Raw genomic sequence first — 18,964 nt, forward strand, 5'->3', positions numbered from 1 at the left:
CGCGATGGCCGATGAGACGGCCGACGATCTGATCCGCCGCCTCGGGTTGCGGCCGCATCCCGAAGGCGGCCACTACCGCGAGACCTACCGCGCGCCGGCGCCGCCCGGCGGGACGCGCGGCGCCGTCACGGCGATCCACTTCCTGCTGCGGGCCGGCGAGCGCTCGCATTGGCATCGCGTCGACGCCGTCGAGATCTGGCACTGGTACGCCGGCGCGGCGCTGGAGTTGTCGATCGCGGCCGACGGCGCGGCGGCGCGCGCGTCGATCCTCGGGACCGATTTCGCCGCCGGCCATGTTCCGCAGATCGCGGTGCCGGCCCACGCCTGGCAGGCGGCGCGCAGCCTCGGCGATTGGACCCTGGTCGGCTGCACCGTGTCGCCGGCCTTCGAGTTCGCGGGCTTCACGCTGGCGCCGCCGGGCTGGGAACCGCCGGGCTGAGCGGCGCTACGATCGACCGCCCCAGAGATCGCGCGCCGCGAGCGCCGCGCCGGCCACCACCAGCGCCGTCGACAACAGCAGCGTCGCGCTGGGCGCCGCGTCGCCGAGCGCGATCAACAGCGCCGTCGACAGCACCGGCGTGGCGTAGCTCAGGGCGCCGAGCGCGCGGATGTCGCCGCGCTTGACGCCGACGTCCCAGAGATAGAACGCCGCGCCGACCGGCCCGACGCCCATCGCCGCGACGGCGGCCCAGGCGCCCGCCGTGGCCGGCCACACCGTGGTCTCGGTGGCGACGTGGCACAGCGTCGCCAGCGCCGCCGACGCCGCGCAGAAGCCGGCGATGGCGTCGGTCGGCACCGCGCCCAGGCGCCGCGAGAGCACCGAGTAGAGCGCCCAGACGAAGGCGCAGCCCAGCGCCGCGAGATAGCCGGGCCAATGCGCGCCGGCGAAGCCGACGCCGCCCTTGCCCAGCGCCAGCGCCGCGACGCCGGCCAGGCCCAGCGCCGCGCCGGCCAGATGCCACCAGCGCAGACGTTCCCCCGCGACCGGCGCGGCCATCAGCACGATCAGCAGCGGCCAGAGATAGTTGACGAGATTGGCCTCGGCCGCGGGCGCCAGCCGCAGGGCGATGAAATAGAGCAGATGGTAGCCGAACAGCCCGCCGATCCCGAGCAGCCAGACGCGGCCGGGCAGCGCCATAGCGGCGCGCGGCGACCGTCCGGCGGCGGCGATCCAGAGGAAGCCGATGGCGGCGCCGGTCGCGAAGGTCATGGCCACGAGCTGGAACGGCGGGATGGCGCCGGTGGCGACCGTCAGCGCCGCCAGCGCCGCCCACAACAGGACGGCGCCGGCGCCCGTGACGGTGGCGCGGCGGCGGTCGGTCGGGGTCATCGCGGCGGCACTCTATCGACGCGTCCGCCCACGCGCCATCGCCGGCGCGGCGCCCGCGCCACGGCGGTGCGCGGCCCGCGCCACGGCGGCGCCGTCCGTGCTATCGTCGCGCCATGCCGTTGCGACGCCCTCCCAGCCCCGCGAAGACCTTCCTCGCGCGTTGCGTCTTCGCGATCGGCTGGCTGGGCGCCGCCGGCATGGTGGCCGCCGGTCCGCTGAGCCGCGGCGGCTGGCTGCGCCACGAGGCGCTGCTGGCGATCTTCGTCGCGGCGGCGGTGCTGGGTCTCGCCGCCATCGTCGGCGGCCTGGCGCTGGCGCCGCTGCTGCCGACGCACGAGCGGCGCGCGACAGCGGCCTCGACCCTGCTGGGATGGCTGTTCCACGCCGCCGTCGTCGCGGCCTTCGCGGCCGCGATCTGCTTCGTGGTGGCCAACATGGCGCCGACGACCTTCGCCGCCGTGGCGCCGCCCGCGACGCTGCTCGCCACCTCGGCCGGCGCGGCCGTCGCCGCCGTCGTCCTCGGCATCCTGTGGTCGCTCGCCGCGCCACGCGGCGCCACGCGCCCGGGTCTGCTGTCGGCGTTGTTCGGCGTCGCGCTCGGCGTCGCCGCCGCGTGGGTGCCGATGAGCTGGAAGCTGAAGGCCGACTCGCTGCCGCGGCTGCACGAGATCAGCACCGACCTCGACGATCCGCCGAAATTCGCCGCCCTGCTGGGGCCGCGCGCCGACGCGCAGAATCCGCCGGAGCACGGCGGCGCCGAGGTCGCGCGGCGCCAGCGCGAGGGCTACCCCGACATCGCGCCGCTGACGCTGCCGCGGCCGCCCGCGGAAGTGATGGCGCGGATCGACAGGCTGGCGCGCGAGGCCGGCTGGACGGTCGTCGCCAGCGACGCAGCCGGCGGCCGGCTCGAAGCCGTCGCGCGCTCGCGCTGGTTCGGCTTCAGCGACGACATCGTCGTGCGGGTCGTCGCCGCCGGCGGCGGCGCGCGCGTCGACATGCGGTCGAAGTCGCGCGTCGGCGTCAGCGACCTCGGCGTCAACGCCGCCCGCGTGCGCGCCTTCCTCGCCCGCCTGCGCGACGGCGGCTAGGCGGCGGCGCCGACGACGCCGGATTTCGACAGCTCGGCGATCTCGGCGGCGGAGAACCCGGACTCCGCGAGGACCGACTCCGTGTCCGCGCCGCGCTTGGGCGCCGGCCCCTTGACGCTCTCGCGCGTGCGGCTGAAGCGCGGCGCCGGCGCCGGCTGCTCGAAGCCGCCGACGTCGACGTAGGCGCCGCGCGCCTTGGCGGCGGGATGGTGCGGCGCCTCGCTCATGGTCAGCACCGGCGCGAAGCAGATGTCCGTGCCCTCCATGATCGCGCACCACTCGTCGCGGGTCTTGGTCTTGAACAGGTCGTCGAGCTTGGCCTTCATCATCGGCCATTGCGCGCGGTCGTGCTGCGCCGGCAGGTTCTGGCCGGACAGTCCGGCCTTCTCGATCAGCAGCGCGTAGAACTGCGGCTCGATCGAGCCGATCGAGACGTACTTGCCGTCCTTGGTCTCGTAGGTGTCGTAGAAATGCGCGCCGCCGTCGAGCATGTTGACCTCGCGCTCCTTGTCGTTCCACAGCCCGGCGCCGACCATGCCGTAGAGCGCGCCCAGCAGCAGCGCCGCGCCGTCGACCATGGCGGCGTCGACCACCTGGCCCTTGCCCGATTTCTGCGCCTCGAGCAGGCCGCACACCATGCCGAACGCCAGCAGCATGCCGCCGCCGCCGAAATCGCCGACGAGGTTGAGCGGCGGCACCGGCTTCTGGCCCTTGCGGCCGATGGCGTGCAGCGCGCCGGTGAGCGCGATGTAGTTCTGGTCGTGGCCGGCTGCCTTGGCCAGCGGACCGGTCTGGCCCCAGCCGGTCATGCGGCCATAGACGATCTTCGGGTTGCGCTTCATGCAGGCCTCGGGGCCGACGCCGAGGCGCTCGGCGACGCCGGGGCGGAACGGCTCCATGATGCCGTCGGCCTTGGCGCACAGCCGCAGCACCACCTCGGCGCCCTCCGGCTTCTGCAGGTCGACCGACACCGAGCGGCGGCTGCGGCCGTGGACGTTGAACTTCGGATCCGCGAAGCGGTCCATGACGTGCGATTTGGTGCGGTCGACGCGGATCACGTCGGCGCCCATGTCGCCCAGCATCATCGCCGACATCGGCGCGGGGCCGATGCCCGCCAGCTCGATGATCCGGTAGCCCGTCAACGGTCCCGACATTGTTTCCTCCTCGCGCCTCGTGGAATTCCGACGGCGGCGATGTTAGCCGATGCCGCGCGCTTGGAAAGGGTCGCGCCGCGCTTCCCTGCGTTGTGCCGGCGGTCTACAGTCCGGCGCCCCATCAGCGATCTGGGATATCGGGACCGTCCAGAATGCCGTCCGTCTCCGTACTCGGCCGCGCCGCGCTCGCGGCCGCGATGACCCTGGTCCTCGGCGCCACGTCGGCGCCCGCGCAGCAGCAACCGCAGCCCAAGCCGCCGGCGCCCGCCGCACCTCAGGCCAAGCCGGCTCCGGCGCCCGCCGCTCCCGCCCAAGCCGCGCCCGCGCCGACCACCCCGCCGGCCGCCGCCGTTCCGCCGCCGCCACCCGAGCCGGCGATGAAGCCGCCGATCTCGTTCACGACCCAGATCCTCGTGCCCGGCTCGCACTTCCACGGCGTGCACGGCCTGGCCTTCAACAAGGACGACCAGCTCTTCGCCGGTAGCGTCGTCGGCCAGGCGATCTACCGGATCAACGTCGACAGCGGCGAGGTCACGCGCGAGGTCGATCCGCCGCAGGGCATGGCCGACGACATCGCGTTCGGTCCCGACGGATCGATGGCGTGGACCGCGTTCCTCGAGGGCGTGGTGTACGTGCGCAAGGACCGCGAGGTCGCCAAGGCGGTCGCCACCGGCCTGCCCGGCATCAACTCGCTGGCCTTCGCCTGCAACGTCGTGGTCACCGAGGAGCGGCGCGGCGAGCGCGTCGAGAAGGTCACCAAGCGCGTGTTCGACGGCCGTCTGTTCGCGACGCAGGTGTTCCTCGGCGACGCGCTCTACGAGATCGACGTCAAGGGCGAGAAGCCGCCGCGCAAGATCCTCGAGAATCTCGGCGGGCTCAACGGCTTCGAGTTCGGGCCGGACTGCGCGCTCTACGGGCCGTTGTGGTTCAAGGGCCAGGTCGTGCGCATCGACGTCGAGAAGGGCACCATCGAGAAGGTGGCCGACGGCTTCCGCACGCCGGCGGCCGTCAATTTCGACAGCAAGGGCCGGCTCTACGTGGTCGACACCGCGCTCGGTCAGCTCGTGCGCGTCGAGGTCGCCACCGGCGCCAAGACGCTGATCGCCACGCTCAAGCCCGGCCTCGACAACCTCGCCATCGACAGCCGCGACCGCGTGTTCGTCTCGAGCATGGTCGACAACGCCATCCACCTCGTCGACACCGAGACCAGCTCGTGGCGCACCATCGTCGAGGGCCGGCTCGCGATCCCCAGCGACCTCGCCGTGTCCAGCGAGGGCGGACGCGAGACGCTGCACCTCGCGGACATCTTCTCGTACCGCACGATCGACGGCGCCACCGGCGCGGTCGAGACGCCGCTGCGCATGCAGGGCGACGCGCTGGAGTATCCGTTCGGCGTCTCCGTCGGCGCCCGCCACGTGGTGATGACCAGCTGGTTCACCGGCAGCGTGCAGCGCGTCGACCGCAGGACCGGCAGGAGCGTCGGAATCCTGCACGAGTTCAAGGCGCCGATGGACGCGATCGAGACCGACAAGGGCGACCTGCTGGTGCTCGAGCTCGGCACCGGCAGCCTGCTGCGCGTGACCGGCCCGGAGGGCAAGGACCGCATGGTCGTGGCCAAGGATCTCACGGCGCCGTCCGCCATGGTCGCGGGCCCCAACGACATCGTCTACATCAGCGACACTGGCGCCGGCGCCATCGTGCAGATCGACGTCGCCAGCGGCGCGCGCCGGGTCGTGATCGACGGCCTGAAGGGCCCGGAGGGCATCGATCTCGGGCCGGACGGCCGGCTCTACGTGGCCGAGGTCGGCACGCGCTCGGTGCTGGCGATCGATCCCAAGGACGGCGCGAAGACCGTCGTCGCCGACGAGCTGGCCATCGGGCTCGCGGCGGCCAAGGGCACGCCGCCATCGTACGTGACCACCGGCGTCGCGGTCGGAAAGTCGGGCGCCGTCTACGTGTCGTCCGACATCCGCAACGCCATCTACAAGCTCATCCCGAAGCCCTAGGGCGCGGCGACGCGCGGAGACCGATCGTGGCCGGCATCCCCTTCATCAAGGATCTGGAGTTCACCTACGGCGCGCCGCGCGAGGTGACGCCGCTGGTGCGCCGCGTCGTGGCGAGGAACCCCAGCGCGTTCACATTCAAGGGCACGGGCACCTACATCATCGGCAGGGGCAACGTCGCCATCGTCGATCCCGGCCCCGACATGGCCGACCACGTCGACGCGGTGCTGAACGCCGTGCGCGGCGAGACCGTCACGCACATCCTCGTGACCCACACGCATGTCGACCATTCGCCGGCGACGCCGGCGCTGAAGGCCGCGACGGGCGCGCCGGTGTTCGCGTTCGGCGGCCATCCCAAGCCGCCGGAGGGCGTCGCCACCGAGCAGGGCGGCGACAAGGATTTCAAACCCGACGTGACCCTGCGCGACGGCGAGGTGGTGTCGGGCAAGGGTTGGACCGTCGAGGCGGTCCACACGCCGGGCCACATCTCCAACCATCTGTGCTTCGCGTTGCGCGAGGACAAGGCGCTGCTCAGCGGCGACCACGTGATGGGCTGGTCGACGGCGGTGATCTCGCCGCCCGACGGCAACATGCGCGACTACTTCACCTCGCTGCGCAAGCTGCTGCCGCGCGAGGAGACGCTGTACATCCCCACCCACGGCGCCGAGATCCGCGATCCACGGCCGTTCGTGCAGGCCTATATCGAGCACCGGCTGGGCCGCGAGGACCAGATCATGGCCTGCGTGCGCGACGGGCTGGACACCGTGCCGGCGATGGTCGCGCGCATGTACAAGGACGTGGCCCCGCACCTGCATCCGGCCGCCGGCCGCTCGGTGCTGGCGCATCTCGTGCAGTTCGTGGCCGACGGCCGCGTGCTGTCGGACGGCCCCGCCACGATCGCGTCGCGCTACCGGCTGCCGTAGCCAACCGCTTTCAGCGGAACACCGCGGCGAACGCGTCCATGAAGCCGCGTTCGAACGCGGCGTGGGAGTATCTGTCCCGGATCAGCGTCACGCCGCCGTCGGCGAGGCGCGCGCGCAGGGCCGCGTCGCCGACCAGGGCGACGAGCCGGTCGGCCATGTCCTCGACCGCGAAGCCGCACAGCAGGCCGGTCTCGCCGTCGATGGTGAAATCCTCCGGCCCGCCGCAGCGCGTCGACAGCACCGGCGTGCCGCAGGCCATCGCCTCGGTGCCGACGATGGACAGGCCCTCCTGGTGCGAGGCGATGACGTAGACGTCGAGCGAGCGGTACCAGTCCGGCATGTCGTCGACCGGCACCGGCGGCCCGATCACGAGGCGGTCGGCGATCGCGCCGGCGTCGTTGGCGGCGATGAAGTCTGCCCGCGCCATGTTGCCGCGCAGATGCAGCTCGATGTCGGGATGCGTCCGCGCGGCGCGCTCGAACGCCTTCACCAGCAACGCCATGTTCTTGCGCGGATCGGAGATGCGGCCGTTGAAACCGACGCGCAGCTTGCGGCCGGCCGGCGACGGCCGCCCGGCGGGCGTGAAACGCTCCGCGTCGACCGGGATCGGCAGCACGCCGCGCAGCCGCGCGCGCGGCGTCACCGCGGCCAGCGCGTCCTGGGTGTACTGGCTGATCGACAGCACCTCGCCATGCTCGAGGATGCGCCGCTCCTGCCGGGCGCAGATCCACGCGTTCAACGCGGCGTCGTAGACGCGGCGCCACGCCGGCCAGCGCGCCACGCGGTCGACCCGGTCCGGCGCGTAGGGCGAGGCCAGCCATTGCAGGGTCGGCAGCCCGAGCTTGACCGGCGCCCACGCGGTCAGCGGGTTGCCGGAGATCACGACGTGGCGGGCGTGCGACTCGACCAGCTCCCGCCACGGCGGCCACGGCTGGTGGTGGGCCCACTCCATCTCGGGCAGGCGCGTGCCGACGCGGACCCGGCGGAACTCCATGCCGTCGACCTCCTCGGTCGACGGTCCATGCATCAAGGTGCGCCAGATCGGCACCGAGAGATGCCGGGACTCCTCGTAGTAGGCGCGCCACGCCATGGTCGGGACATGGCCGTGCCGGCGCAGCAGCCCGGCGACCATCGGTCCCATCGACGTGACCCCGCCCAGGACGGGCGGCAAGGTCATGATCAGGACCGAATCGGACGCGGGCGGCGGCATGGCGGCTCCTTTTACCGGAATGCGGCCGCCGGTCACGCCCTCACCGGCGGATTGGTCGCACAAGCATGACGATTTCTCGACCCCCGGCGGTTTGAACCCGTCCGGCGGGTCGGCTAGAATTATATCGTTCGTATACAAACGACAATGCCGCCTTGCGTCCGGAGTCTCGATGTCCGTCCTCGCCCTGAAGCACGATCTGCGCTTCGAAGACCTGTACGACCGCGACGGGCTGACACGTCTGGACGCCGCCTTCATGCGCCATCTCGCGGCCGTCGATACCGCGCTGCACAATCGTCTGGCGGCCGGCCGCGCCGCGCCGGAGTCGCTGGCCGCCAAGGACGAGAGCCAGTTGCTGATCGACCTGGCGCCGGCGCTCGAGGATTTCATAGCCGAGCTGTTCGGGATCGCCGGCGAGGCCGCCACCTTGCGCGCCGCCCACGACCAGCTGATGCCGCTCTACGACTGCAAGCGGCTGTTCGTGCAGCGCCACGCCGCGCGCGCGGTGAAGCAGCCCGAGGCCGAGGCGCTCGACGCCGCCGCCGTCACCTCGGCGGCCGACGCCGTGGTCGGCGTGGCGATGGACGACGCCTCGATCGATCTGGAGGCGCGCGAGCTGGCCTTCGCCGCCGCCGTGCGCCGGACGCTCGGCGACGAGTACAAGGTCACGGCGCCGACGCCTGAGACAGACGCGCTGACACGCTACGCCGCCTGGGCGCTGTTCGCGGCCGCCGGCAAGGTCCGCCACCGCACCGGCGCGCTGTTCAAGCAGCCGCACAAGCTGGATTTCGCGCGGCTGGTGCCGGTCGAGACCGCGATGGTCGAGGGCGTCACGATGATGACGCTGCCGCGCGCGTTGCGCCGCGCCCGCGAGGGCTTCGCGCTGACCGACCAGGGCGGCGATCTCGCCTACGCGCTCGACCACTCGCAGTACTGCATCTGGTGCCACAACCAGGGCAAGGACAGCTGCTCGCGCGGCCTGAAGGACAAGAAGACCGGCGCCTTCGCGAAGAACCCGTTCGGCGTGACCCTGGCGGGCTGCCCGCTGGAGGAGAAGATCTCCGAGATGAACCTGGTCAAGGGCCGGGGCTTCTCGATCGGCGCGCTGGCGATCGTCGCGGTCGACAATCCGCTCTGCGCCGCCACCGGCCACCGCATCTGCAACGACTGCATGAAGGGCTGCATCTACCAGAAGCAGGAACCGGTCGACATCCCGCAGATCGAGACGCGCACGCTCAAGGACGTGCTGGCGCTGCCGTGGGGCTTCGAGATCTATTCGCTGCTGACGCGCTGGAACCCGATGGATCTACGCCGCCCGCTGCCGCGTCCCGCCAGCGGCCGCACCGCGCTGGTGGTCGGACTCGGTCCCGCCGGCTTCAACCTGTCGCACCATCTGCTCAACGACGGCCACGCCATCGTCGCCATCGACGGGCTGAAGATCGAGCCGCTGCCGCCGGCGCAGTGCGGCGTCGCGGCCGACGGCGCGCGCGCGGCGTTCAAGCCGGTGCGCGACGTCGAGAGCCTGCGTGACGACCTCGGCGAGCGCGTGCCGGCCGGCTTCGGCGGCGTCGCCGAGTACGGCATCACGGTGCGCTGGGACAAGAGCTTTCTCAAAGTGGTGCGCCTGCTGCTGGAGCGCCGCCGCGAGTTCGCGATGACCGGCGGCACCCGCTTCGGCGGCGCGCTCACGATCGAGAGCGCCTTCGCCATGGGCTTCGACCACGTGGCGCTGTGCATGGGCGCCGGCCGCCCGACCGTGATCGACATGCCCAACGGGCTGGCGCGCGGCGTGCGGCAGGCCTCCGATTTCCTGATGGCGCTGCAGCTCACCGGCGCGGCCAAGAAGGACTCGCTGGCCAATCTGCAGATCCGCCTGCCCGTGGTCGTGATCGGCGGCGGCCTGACGGCGATCGACACCGCCACCGAGTCGATGGCGTACTACCCGCTGCAGGTCGAGAAATTCCTGTCGCGCCACGAGGCGCTGGTGGCGGAGCGCGGCGAGGCGGCGGTGCGCGCCGGCTGGAGCGCGGAGGAGCGCGGGATCGCCGACGAGTTCATCGCCCACGCCCACGCGTTGCGGAACGAGCGCGCCGCGGCGGCCGGCGAGAAGCGCCTGCCCGACTTCGCCGGCCTGATCGACTCGTGGGGCGGCGTCACCATCGCCTACCGCCGCAAGCTGGTCGACGCGCCGTCCTACACCTTGAACCACGAGGAGGTTCACAAGGGGCTGGAGGAAGGCATCCGCTTCGCCGAGGGATTGTCGCCGGTCGCCGTCGAGATCGACGCGCACGGCCACGCCAGCGCGCTGAAGGTGAGGGGCGAGCGCGACGGCGCCGCCTTCGAGGCGACGCTGCCGGCGCGTTCCATCCTGGTAGCGGCCGGCACCCAGCCCAACACCGTGCTGGCGCGCGAGGATGCCGACCACGTCGTGCTCGACGGCAAATATTTCCGCGCCATCGACGACGACGGCGCGCCGGTCACGCCGGAGCGCGTCGCCAAGCCGGCCGAGGCCCGCGTGCTGATGTACCGCCACCCCGACGGGCGCGACGTGTCGTTCTGGGGCGACCTGCACCCCTCCTTCGCCGGCAACGTCGTCAAGGCGATGGGCGGCACCAAGCAGGGCTATCCCGTGGTGTCGCGCCGGCTGGCGGCGCGCGCGCCGGAGGCGGCGCCCGCGGCGCTGATCGCGCGGATCAACCGCGAGTTCCGCGCCACGGTGCACGCCATCAACCGGCTGACGCCGACCATCGTCGAGGTCGTGGTCAAGGCGCCGGCGGCGGCGCGCGCCTTCGAGCCGGGCCAGTTCTACCGCCTGCAGAATTTCGAGGCCGAGGCGAAGCGGATCGACGGCACCGTCATGGCGATGGAGGGCATCGCGCTGACCGGCGCCTGGGTCGACAAGGACGCAGGCCTGCTCTCGACCATCGTGCTGGAGATGGGCGGCTCGTCGGATCTCTGCGCCCATCTGCGGCCCGGCGAGCCGGTGATCCTGATGGGCCCGACCGGCGCCCCGACCGAGATCGAGGGCGGCGAGACGGTGGTGCTGGTCGGCGGCGGGCTGGGCAACGCCGTGCTGTTCTCGATCGGCGCCGCGTTCCGCGCCGCCGGCTCGAAGGTGCTGTACTTCGCCGGCTATAAGAGGATCGTCGACCGCTACAAGGTGGCCGAGATCGAGGCCGCCGCCGACGTCGTGGTGTGGTGCTGCGACGAGGCGCCGGGCTTCGCGCCGGGCCGGCCGGGCGACAAGGCGGTCGCCACCAACATCGTCGAGGCGATGCGCCGCTACGCCGCCGGCGAGCTGGGCGCGCAGCCGATCCCGTTCCGCGCGCTCGACCGCGTCGTCGCCATCGGCTCGGACGGCATGATGAACGCGGTGCGTCTGGCGCGGCACGGCGTGCTGAAGCCGTTCATCGACAAGCCCGGCCACGCCCCGCTGGGCAGCATCAACAGCCCGATGCAGTGCATGATGAAGGAGATCTGCGCCCAGTGCCTGCAGCGCCACGTCGATCCCGAGACGGGCAAGGAGACGGTGGTGTTCTCCTGCTTCAACCAGGACCAGCGGCTCGATCTCGTAGATTTCACCAATCTGCGCCAGCGCCTCGCTCAGAACGGCGCGCAGGAGCGGCTGGCGAAGGGCTGGATCGACCGCGCGCTGACCATGGCCGGCGCACGGCTGGCGGCGGAGTAGCCGCGGCCGTCAGCGCCGCGTGGTCGCGGCCTCCAGCATGCGGACGATGTCGGTCTGACCGCGCTTGCGGGCGTGTTCCAGCGGCGTGACGCCCTGACCGTCGGGCTTGCCGGGCGCCGCGCCGGCCTCCAGCAGCAGGCGCACGATCTCGGCGTGGCGCGGCCCGCCGTCGCCGAGGATGATGGCCTCCAGCAACGCGGTCCAACCCAGCTTGTTGACGTGGTCGACGTCGACCGCCGTGCCCAGCATCACGCGCACCGTCTCGACGTGGCCGTAATGCGCCGCCGGGATCAGCGCCGTGCCGCCGTAGCGGTTGACGCTTTTAAGATCGGCGCCGTTGGCCAGCGTCAGCCGCAGGATGGCGGTGAAGCCGCGGGCGCCGGCCAGCAGATAGGCGCTGTTCTCCTGGTCGTCCTTCGCGTTGACGTCGGCGCCGGCCGCGATCAACGCGCGCGCCGCCGCGACATGGCCGCCATAGGTCGCGGCCAGCAACGCCGTGCGGCCGGTCCCGTCGCGGGCGCGCACCGAGGCGCCGGCCTCCAGCAGACGCGCCACCACGGCTGCGTCGCCGCGCGCCGCCGCGTCGATCAGCGCCCGGTCGTCGCCGGTGGCCTGTTGCGCGGACGCCGCGTCGATCATCGCGAACGCCCCGACGAGCGCGGCGGCGAGGACCGACCGCGCGGCGAACCGCCGGTGGAGCGGCCGCGCGCCGGGAATCCCGTCGACCGCCACGCCGCGCCTAGCCGAACGCCTTCGGCGCCGCGAGGATCAGCAGATGGATCGCGGCGCTGAGCAACACGCCGAACGTCAGCACCATGCCGGCGAGCCGGCCGGGACTCTCGCCGGGATTGCCCGACAGGCCCTGCGCATGGGCCAGGCGGCCGACCACGAGGACGGCGCCGTAGATGTGCACGGCCACGCGCGGCGCGCCGCACAGCTCGACCAGCGCGATCAGGATCAGCGCCAGCGGCGCGTACTCCGCGAAATTGCCGAACACGCGGATGGCGCGCTGCAAGCCGGCGTCGCCGCCATCGCCGATGCCCACCTTGGAGCGTTGGCGGTGGCGGATGACGCTGACCGCCAGACCGACGCAGATGAAGGCCAGAAGCGCGCCGTAGAAGGCCGAGATGTGCGGCATGTGGTTTCGTTCTCCCTGTTTCCGCGATCCTGCGGCATCCCGCCGCCGCGGTCGAGAGGCGTCGGTTCAACTTCCCGCCAGCGGCCTCATCACCGCCCACAGGTCGTTCTTGCGCTCGAAGCCCACGCCCGGCGCGTCGGGCAGCGCGACGCGGCCGTCGACCACGGGGCGGTCGTCGGCGAAGCCGCCGAACGGCGCGAACACGCGGGGATAGGATTCGTTGCCGCCGCATTGCAGACCGACGGCGATGTTCAGCGCGAATTGGTGGCCGCCATGCGGCACGCAGCGGCGCGGCGACCAGCCGTTGGCCTTGAGCATGTCGAGCGTGCGCAGGTACTCGACCAGCCCGTAGCTCAGCGCCGGGTCGAACTGCAGGATGTCGCGGTCCGGCCGCAGCCCGCCGTGGCGGATCAGGTTGCGGGCGTCCTGCATCGAGAACAAATTCTCGCCGGTGGCCAGCGGCTGGGCGTACTGGGTCGCCAGCGCGGCGTGCGCGAGGTAGTCGAGCGGATCGAGCGGCTCCTCGTACCAGCGTAGGCCGAAGGGCGCGATCGCCGCGCCGCAAGCCAGCGCCTCGGGCAGATCGAAGCGGCCGTTGACGTCGACCGCCAGCCGCTCGCCGGCGCCGACGATCCTGAGCACCGCCTCGATGCGCTTGAGGTCGTCGGCCAAGGGCACGCCGCCGATCTTCATCTTCACGCAGGTGTAGCCGAGATCGAGATAGGCCTTCATCTCGTCCTGGAGCTGCGCCAGATCCTTGCCGGGATAGTAGTAGCCGCCGGCGGCGTAGACCCACGCCCTGTCGTCGTGCGCGCCGCCGTTGAAGCGGTCCGACAGCAGCTTCCACAGCGGCACGCGCTCGACCTTGGCGACGGCGTCCCACAGCGCCATGTCGAGCACGCCCACCGCCACCGAGCGCTCGCCGTGGCCGCCGGGCTTCTCGTTTTTCATCATCGCGTCCCAGCACTTCGCTGGGTCGATCAGGCCGCGGGCGTCCAACAGCGAGTCCGGCGCCGCCGCCCGCAGCCGCGGGATGAAGCGCTCCGCCAGCAGGCCGGGCTGGGCGTAGCGGCCGTTGGAGTTGAAGCCGAAGCCGACCACCGGCTTGCCATCGACCACGCGGTCGGTGACCACGGCCACGACGCTGGCGGTCATCTGGCTGAAATCGACGTAGGCGTTGGCGATGTTCGAGCTGATCGGCGCGACCGCGCTGTGGATGTCGACGATGCGCATGGAGGGTCTCCTAGACGGGGAGGAAACCGCGCAGAAGCCCGAAGGCGCCGGCGCAGAACAGGATGGCGAGCGCGACGCCGCGGTAGAGGCGTTCGCGGGTCGGGTCGAACAGGCGCGTGCCGACCGCCGAACCGGCCAGCATCAACGGCAGCAGCACGATGCCGCGCACGATGGCGTCGATTCCGGCCAGGCCGCTCCAGAACATGATGGCGATCAGCGGGAAATGCGTCGCCATGTAGTAGACGATGATGTTGGCGCGGTGCCGCGCCGGCGGATCGTTGCCGGCCAGCAGGTACATCAGCACCGGCGGCCCGCCGACGCTGGTGACCGACATCATCATGCCCGACAGCGCGCCGACGGCGGCGCCGGCCGCCACCGAGCGCTCGCCGCGCCAGCGCAGGCCGCTGGCCATCACGACGACGAACACCACGATGATCGCCGACACCGCCGTGACGATCGCGTTCTTGTCGACGTTGGACAGCAGCCAGACGCCCAGCGGCATGGCGAGGCAGGCGACCACGCTCATCGGACCGATGATCCGCCAGTCGCATTCGCGCCGCGCGGCCGGGAAGAGCTGGAGACTGACCGCCAGCTCGATCGCGACGACGGTGGCGATCATGCCGGTCGGACCGAAACCGATGGCGAAGATCGGCGCCATCAGCATGGCCGACCCGAAGCCGGCGAAGCCGCGCATCAACCCGGCGACGAGGACGACGGCGGCGGGGAACCAGAAGCCGGTGCCGGCGAACAGGCCGGCGACGTAGGCGAAGGCGGACTCGATCACGGAACTCTCGGCGGGTGGCGCCCGGCGCCGCCTCGACGGCGCGCGTCGGCGATGGACGCGACGATGTCGGGCAGGTCGCGGGCGAGGCGGAAGCCGGTGTAGCGGTTCGGCCCGCCGCCGGCGAAGGACAGGCGGCTGGCGGCGCGCAGCAGCTCCGGCGCGCTGTTCCAGCTGCCGCCCTTGGCGACGCGCCGGCCGCAATCGCCGTCGAGCCGCGCGGCGCCGTCGTCGGGCGCGCCGGCGTGCGTGGGATGCCAGCAATCGGCGACCCATTCGGCGGCGTTGCCGAGCATGTCGCGCAGCCCGAAGGCGTTGGGCTGGAAGCGGCCGACCGGCGCGGTGCCGGCGTGGCCGTCGGCGCAGACCGCGTCGCGCGAATCGGCGCGGCGCCGGCCCTGCCAATCGCGGTCGACGCCGTTGGCGTTGATGCAGGTCGCGGCCAGATCGTCGCCCCAGTAGCGCGGGCCGGTCGTGCCGGCGCGTGCCGCGTACTCCCACTCCGCCTCGCTCGGCAGGCGGTAGGGCTTGCCCGTGGCGCGCGCCAGCCACGCCGCGTACGCCGCCGCGTCGTCCCACGACACGCACAGCACGGGATGATCGGAGTCCTGGTCCAGGCCGGTGCGCTCCCATGAGAGGCCGCCGGGCCGCGTCCACGCGAACTCGGCGTTGAGATACTCGCAATCCAGCCGCGCGCGGCGGCCGGTGGCGCGCGCGAAGACGGCGTACTCGCCGCGCGTCACCTCGTGGCGCGCCATCGCGAAGCCCTTGCGGATGCGCACGTCGCGCGGCGGACCCTCGCGACCGACCATGGCGTCGCCGCCGAGCTCGCGGCGCTCCTCGTCGATTCCGGCGCCCATGCGGAACGTTCCCGGCCGCAGCGCCACCATCTCCGGGCAATCCGCGCAGTCGCGGAACGCGCGCGGCGGCGCGTCGCCCTCGGCGCGCGCCGTGGCGCAGGTGAGCGCCGCGAGCAGCGCCAGGAGAAGACCGCCTCGCATCACGGCGTCCCGCCGGCCGGCGCCAGCGCGAGATCGAGCGCCGCGCGGGCGTCGGGATCGCGCGCCTCGCCGCGCCACGCGACGCGGCCGCGGTTCAGGACGACGGCGCGGTTGGCGAGCGCCAGCGCGCGCACGGCGTTCTGCTCGGCCAGCAGCACGCCGACGCCCTCGCTGGCGATCCGGCAGAGCTGGACGAAGACCTCGTCGGCGACGCGCGGCGCCAGCCCCAGCGACGGCTCGTCGAGCAGCAGGATGCGCGGACCCGACGCCAGCGCGCGCGCGATCGACAGCATCTGCTGCTGGCCGCCGGACAGCCGCCAGGCCCGCTCCGACGCCTTCTCCTCGAGCGCCGGGAACATCCCGAACAGCGCGTCGACGCGCACCCGCCGCTCGTACGCCGTGTCGTCGACCGCGACCTCGATGTTCTCGCGCACGGTGAGACCGGCGAAGACGCGGCGACCCTCCGGCGCGTAGCCGAGGCCGGCGCGGGCGCGGCCCTCCGGCGGCAGCGCATCGATGGCGCGTCCGTCGAGCAGGATGTGGCCGCCGCGCGCCGGCACGAGGCCCATGACCGCGCGCAGCGTCGTCGACTTGCCGGCGCCGTTGGCGCCCAGCAGCGCCACGACCTCGCCCGGCGCGACCTCCAGCGAGAGGTCGTCCAGCGCGGTGGCGCCGCCATAGGCCACCGTCAGGCCCGAGACGACGAGGCCGGCGGCGGTCACGCCGCGGCCTCCGGCGCGGCGTCGCCGAAATAGGCCGCGCGCACGGCGGGATCGCGCCGCACCGCCGCGACCGGGCCGTCGGCGACGACGCGGCCGCGGTCGAGGCAGACCAGCCGCTCGACGCAGGCCGCGAGGAAGGCCACGTCGTGGTCGACGATCAGCAGCGCCACACCGGTGGCGTTGACCGCGCGCAGCCGCGCCGCGAGGTCGGCGCGCTCCGCCGGCGACAATCCGGCGCCGGGCTCGTCGAGGATCAGCAGCGCCGGCCGCGTCGCCAGCGCGCGCGCGATCTCGACCAGCCGGCGGCGGCCGGCCGGCAGCGCGCCGCAAGGGATGTCGACGCCGTCGCCGAAGCCGATCCGGACCAGCGCCGCGCGCGCGGCCGTCCGGGCGTCGGAATCGGCAGGCCGCGGCGTTCCGGCGGCGGCGGCGCTGGCGACCGCGTCGAGCGCCGACGCGTCCGCAGGCAGCTCGGCGTGCTGGAAAGTGCGCGCGACGCCAGCGCGCGCGATCGCGAACGGCGCACGGCCGTCGAGACGGATCGCGCCCAACTGGACGCCACCGGAATCGGGGACGACGAGACCGGTGACGACGTTGACCACCGTCGTCTTGCCCGAGCCGTTGGGCCCGATGAGACCGACCGCGGCGCGCGCCGGCACCGCGAACGACACGCCGTCGAGCGCGCGCACGCCGCCGAAATCCTTGACCACCGCCTCCAGACGCAGTGCCGCGCCGCCCGTCGGCGCCGCCCGCGACGGCACGATGGCGGACCGGGGCGTCGCGGACCGCATCGGCGCCCCGCGCAGCCGCGCGGCCACCGCGTCGAGCGCGCCGGCGAGGCCCTCCGGCATGGCGATGACGACGAGCAGCGCCAGCAGGCCGAAGGCGATGAGGTGGCGGTTCTCGAGGAAGCGGAACCACTCCGGCGCGTGCGTCAGCAGGATCGCGCCCAGCGCCGCGCCGGCGACCGAGCGGCGGCCGCCGATCACCGTGGCGATCAGGCAGGCGACCATCACCGGCATGTCGGCGACGTCGGGCGACACGACGCCGACGACGTGGGCGTGCAGCGCGCCGGCGAGACCGGCGAGGCCGGCGCCGGCGACGAAGGCGGTGAAGCGGAGCGCCGCCACGTCGACGCCGATCGACTGGGCCGCCAGCGGCAGTTCGCGCGCCAGATCGGAGACCGCGCCGCGCAGGCCGGCGAAGGCGCGCGTCACCGCGACGCCGGCCACCGCGAACAGACACCATACCAGCAGCAACGTCGGCCAGCCGCGCGCCACGCCGAGGCCGAACGGCGCCGCGGGCGGCACGCCGGCGATGCCGTTGGCGCCACCGGTGAGCGTCTCGAGATTGACCAGCGCGAGATGGACGAGCTGCGCCACCGCCAGCGTCGCCAGCGCGAAGTAGTGCGTCTCCAGCCGCAGCACGACGGCGCCGACCAGCGCCGCGACCGCCATCGCAGCCAGCGCCGCCAACGGCAGCGAGATCGCGGCCGCCCACGGCGCGTGCAGCGAGGCCAGCGCGGCGGCGTAGGCGCCGAGCCCGAACAACGCGCCCTGCGCCAACGACAGCGCGCCGGCGTGGCCGAACACGAGCTGGTAGCCCAGCACCAGCAGCGCCTGCACGCCGGCCAGCGTCGCCAGCCGCACCGCGTAGCCGTCGCCGGCCAGCGCCAGTCCGCCCGCCGCGGCGACGGCGGCGAGCAGCAGGGCCGGCGTCGCGCCGCGCCCGAGCGCGCCGGGGAGACCGCCCGCGGCGCTCACGCGCGCCGGCCGACGGCTTCGCCGAACAGCCCCCGCGGCCGCAGCAGCAGGATCGCCAGCACCACGACGTAGAGCGCCGCCTGGGCCCACACCGCCGACAGCGCGGCCGACACCAAGGTCTCGAACAACGCGATCAGCAGCGCCGCCAGCAGCGCGCCGGGCACGCTGCCCCAGCCGCCCAGCGCGGCCGCGATGTAGGCTTTGAGCATGTAGCCCGGCCCCTGCGTCGAGAGCACGAGGAACTGGTGGCCGAGCAGCGCGCCGGCCAGCCCGGCCAGCGCGCCCGCCAGCGCGAAGGCGCCGAGGATCAGCCGCGTCGCGCCGATGCCCAGCGCCCGCGCCATCTCGCGGTCCTGCGCCACCGCGCGCAGCCGGCGGCCGGTCTGCGTGCGCTCCAGAAGCAGCCAGACGCCGCCCAGCGCGACCGCCGCGACGGCCACCACCGCCAGCGGCTGGCGGCCGAGCGCGACGCCGGCGACGGTGAACGGCGCGCCGTCCCACACCGGCGGCGCGGTGCGCGGCTCGGGGCCGAAGAACGCCGTGGCGGATTGCTCGAACACGGCGGCGAGCGCAATGGTGGCGACGAACATCGAGGCCGGCGGCCGGTCGCGCAGCGGCCAGTAGCCGAGCGCCGCGATCAGCAGGCCGAGCGCGCCTGACGCGACCACGACCAGCGGCAGCAGCGCGATCCCCGGCATCCGCAGGCCGGCGGCGGCGCAGAGCGAGGCGATGACCACGGCCGCGACGCCGCCCAGCATGACCGCGTCGCCATGCGCGAAATTGACGGCGCCGGCGGCGTTGAGCGCCAGCACGAAGCCCAGCGCCACCAGCGCGTAGGCGGCGCCGAGCGCGAGCGCGTTGAGCAGGAGCTGCGCCGTCGGCATGTCCGCTTATACGGCGCGCCGCCGGGCAAGTCGAAGGGGCGGCGGCGCG

At 73.2% G+C, this 18,964-nt stretch carries 16 protein-coding genes; 5 read left to right on the plus strand and 11 right to left on the minus strand.

Translation table 11 applies throughout. The annotated features are described in order from the left end of the window. Positions 1-4 precede the first annotated feature (4 nt). Positions 5-439, plus strand: a complete 435-nt coding sequence (locus IPK81_10365) for a cupin domain-containing protein (GenBank protein QQS14522.1) — start codon at positions 5-7, stop codon at positions 437-439. A 6-nt stretch (positions 440-445) separates the two neighbouring features. Here the strand turns inward: IPK81_10365 and IPK81_10370 are convergent, their stop codons facing one another. Continuing rightward, positions 446-1,330, minus strand: coding sequence for an EamA family transporter (locus IPK81_10370; protein QQS14523.1), 885 nt, complete (start codon positions 1,328-1,330; stop codon positions 446-448). Positions 1,331-1,443: 113 nt separating this feature from the next. Between IPK81_10370 and IPK81_10375 the strand changes: the two genes are divergently transcribed. Further along, positions 1,444-2,418 (plus strand): DUF1499 domain-containing protein, encoded by a 975-nt coding sequence (locus IPK81_10375; protein ID QQS14524.1) that lies wholly within the window; start codon positions 1,444-1,446, stop codon positions 2,416-2,418. Here IPK81_10375 and IPK81_10380 read toward each other — a convergent pair. Then, a complete protein-coding gene (locus IPK81_10380) occupies positions 2,415-3,572 on the minus strand; it encodes a CoA transferase (GenBank protein ID QQS14525.1) in 1,158 nt (385 codons plus the stop codon). The two genes, IPK81_10375 and IPK81_10380, sit on opposite strands and share 4 nt — an antisense overlap. Before the next feature lie 152 nt (positions 3,573-3,724). On the opposite strand from IPK81_10380, the gene IPK81_10385 reads away from it, so the two are divergent. Both IPK81_10385 and IPK81_10390 read left to right on the plus strand, forming a co-directional pair. Further along, the gene (locus IPK81_10385; GenBank protein QQS14526.1) at positions 3,725-5,578 is read left to right on the plus strand and encodes an SMP-30/gluconolactonase/LRE family protein; all 1,854 of its coding nucleotides are present in this window, start codon (positions 3,725-3,727) and stop codon (positions 5,576-5,578) included. Positions 5,579-5,601: 23 nt separating this feature from the next. Next, positions 5,602-6,498: an MBL fold metallo-hydrolase gene (locus tag IPK81_10390; GenBank protein QQS15047.1), complete on the plus strand. Its 897-nt coding sequence runs from the start codon at positions 5,602-5,604 to the stop codon at positions 6,496-6,498. 10 nt (positions 6,499-6,508) lie between these two features. Here the strand turns inward: IPK81_10390 and IPK81_10395 are convergent, their stop codons facing one another. Continuing rightward, positions 6,509-7,708 (minus strand): glycosyltransferase family 4 protein, encoded by a 1,200-nt coding sequence (locus tag IPK81_10395; GenBank protein QQS14527.1) that lies wholly within the window; start codon positions 7,706-7,708, stop codon positions 6,509-6,511. A 169-nt stretch (positions 7,709-7,877) separates the two neighbouring features. Between IPK81_10395 and IPK81_10400 the strand changes: the two genes are divergently transcribed. Further along, a complete protein-coding gene (locus IPK81_10400) occupies positions 7,878-11,393 on the plus strand; it encodes an FAD-dependent oxidoreductase (GenBank protein QQS14528.1) in 3,516 nt (1,171 codons plus the stop codon). Between the two features lie 9 nt (positions 11,394-11,402). Here IPK81_10400 and IPK81_10405 read toward each other — a convergent pair whose 3' ends face one another. The 8 genes from IPK81_10405 to IPK81_10440 all read right to left on the minus strand — a co-directional run bounded on the left by IPK81_10405 (position 11,403) and on the right by IPK81_10440 (position 18,915). Continuing rightward, the gene (locus IPK81_10405; protein ID QQS15048.1) at positions 11,403-12,032 is read right to left on the minus strand and encodes an ankyrin repeat domain-containing protein; all 630 of its coding nucleotides are present in this window, start codon (positions 12,030-12,032) and stop codon (positions 11,403-11,405) included. 100 nt (positions 12,033-12,132) lie between these two features. Beyond that, a complete protein-coding gene (locus IPK81_10410; protein QQS14529.1) occupies positions 12,133-12,531 on the minus strand; it encodes an MAPEG family protein in 399 nt (132 codons plus the stop codon). Positions 12,532-12,597: 66 nt separating this feature from the next. Next, positions 12,598-13,764, minus strand: coding sequence for a mandelate racemase/muconate lactonizing enzyme family protein (locus IPK81_10415; GenBank protein ID QQS14530.1), 1,167 nt, complete (start codon positions 13,762-13,764; stop codon positions 12,598-12,600). A 10-nt stretch (positions 13,765-13,774) separates the two neighbouring features. Then, a complete protein-coding gene (locus IPK81_10420; protein ID QQS14531.1) occupies positions 13,775-14,548 on the minus strand; it encodes a sulfite exporter TauE/SafE family protein in 774 nt (257 codons plus the stop codon). Continuing rightward, positions 14,545-15,546: a formylglycine-generating enzyme family protein gene (locus IPK81_10425; protein QQS14532.1), complete on the minus strand. Its 1,002-nt coding sequence runs from the start codon at positions 15,544-15,546 to the stop codon at positions 14,545-14,547. The genes IPK81_10420 and IPK81_10425 overlap by 4 nt, the downstream gene beginning before the upstream one ends. Beyond that, on the minus strand, positions 15,546-16,268 hold the full coding sequence (locus tag IPK81_10430; GenBank protein QQS14533.1) for an ABC transporter ATP-binding protein: 723 nt from the start codon (positions 16,266-16,268) through the stop codon (positions 15,546-15,548). The genes IPK81_10425 and IPK81_10430 overlap by 1 nt, the downstream gene beginning before the upstream one ends. Further along, positions 16,265-18,031 carry an ATP-binding cassette domain-containing protein gene (locus tag IPK81_10435; GenBank protein ID QQS14534.1) on the minus strand — a complete coding sequence of 589 codons (1,767 nt, stop codon included), beginning with the start codon at positions 18,029-18,031 and terminating at the stop codon, positions 16,265-16,267. Before IPK81_10435 ends, IPK81_10430 begins: the two co-directional genes overlap by 4 nt. Then, positions 18,028-18,915: a branched-chain amino acid ABC transporter permease gene (locus IPK81_10440; GenBank protein QQS14535.1), complete on the minus strand. Its 888-nt coding sequence runs from the start codon at positions 18,913-18,915 to the stop codon at positions 18,028-18,030. The genes IPK81_10435 and IPK81_10440 overlap by 4 nt, the downstream gene beginning before the upstream one ends. Positions 18,916-18,964 lie beyond the last annotated feature (49 nt).

It is taken from the genome of Rhodospirillales bacterium (genome assembly GCA_016699855.1).
GTDB lineage: Bacteria > Pseudomonadota > Alphaproteobacteria > Reyranellales > Reyranellaceae.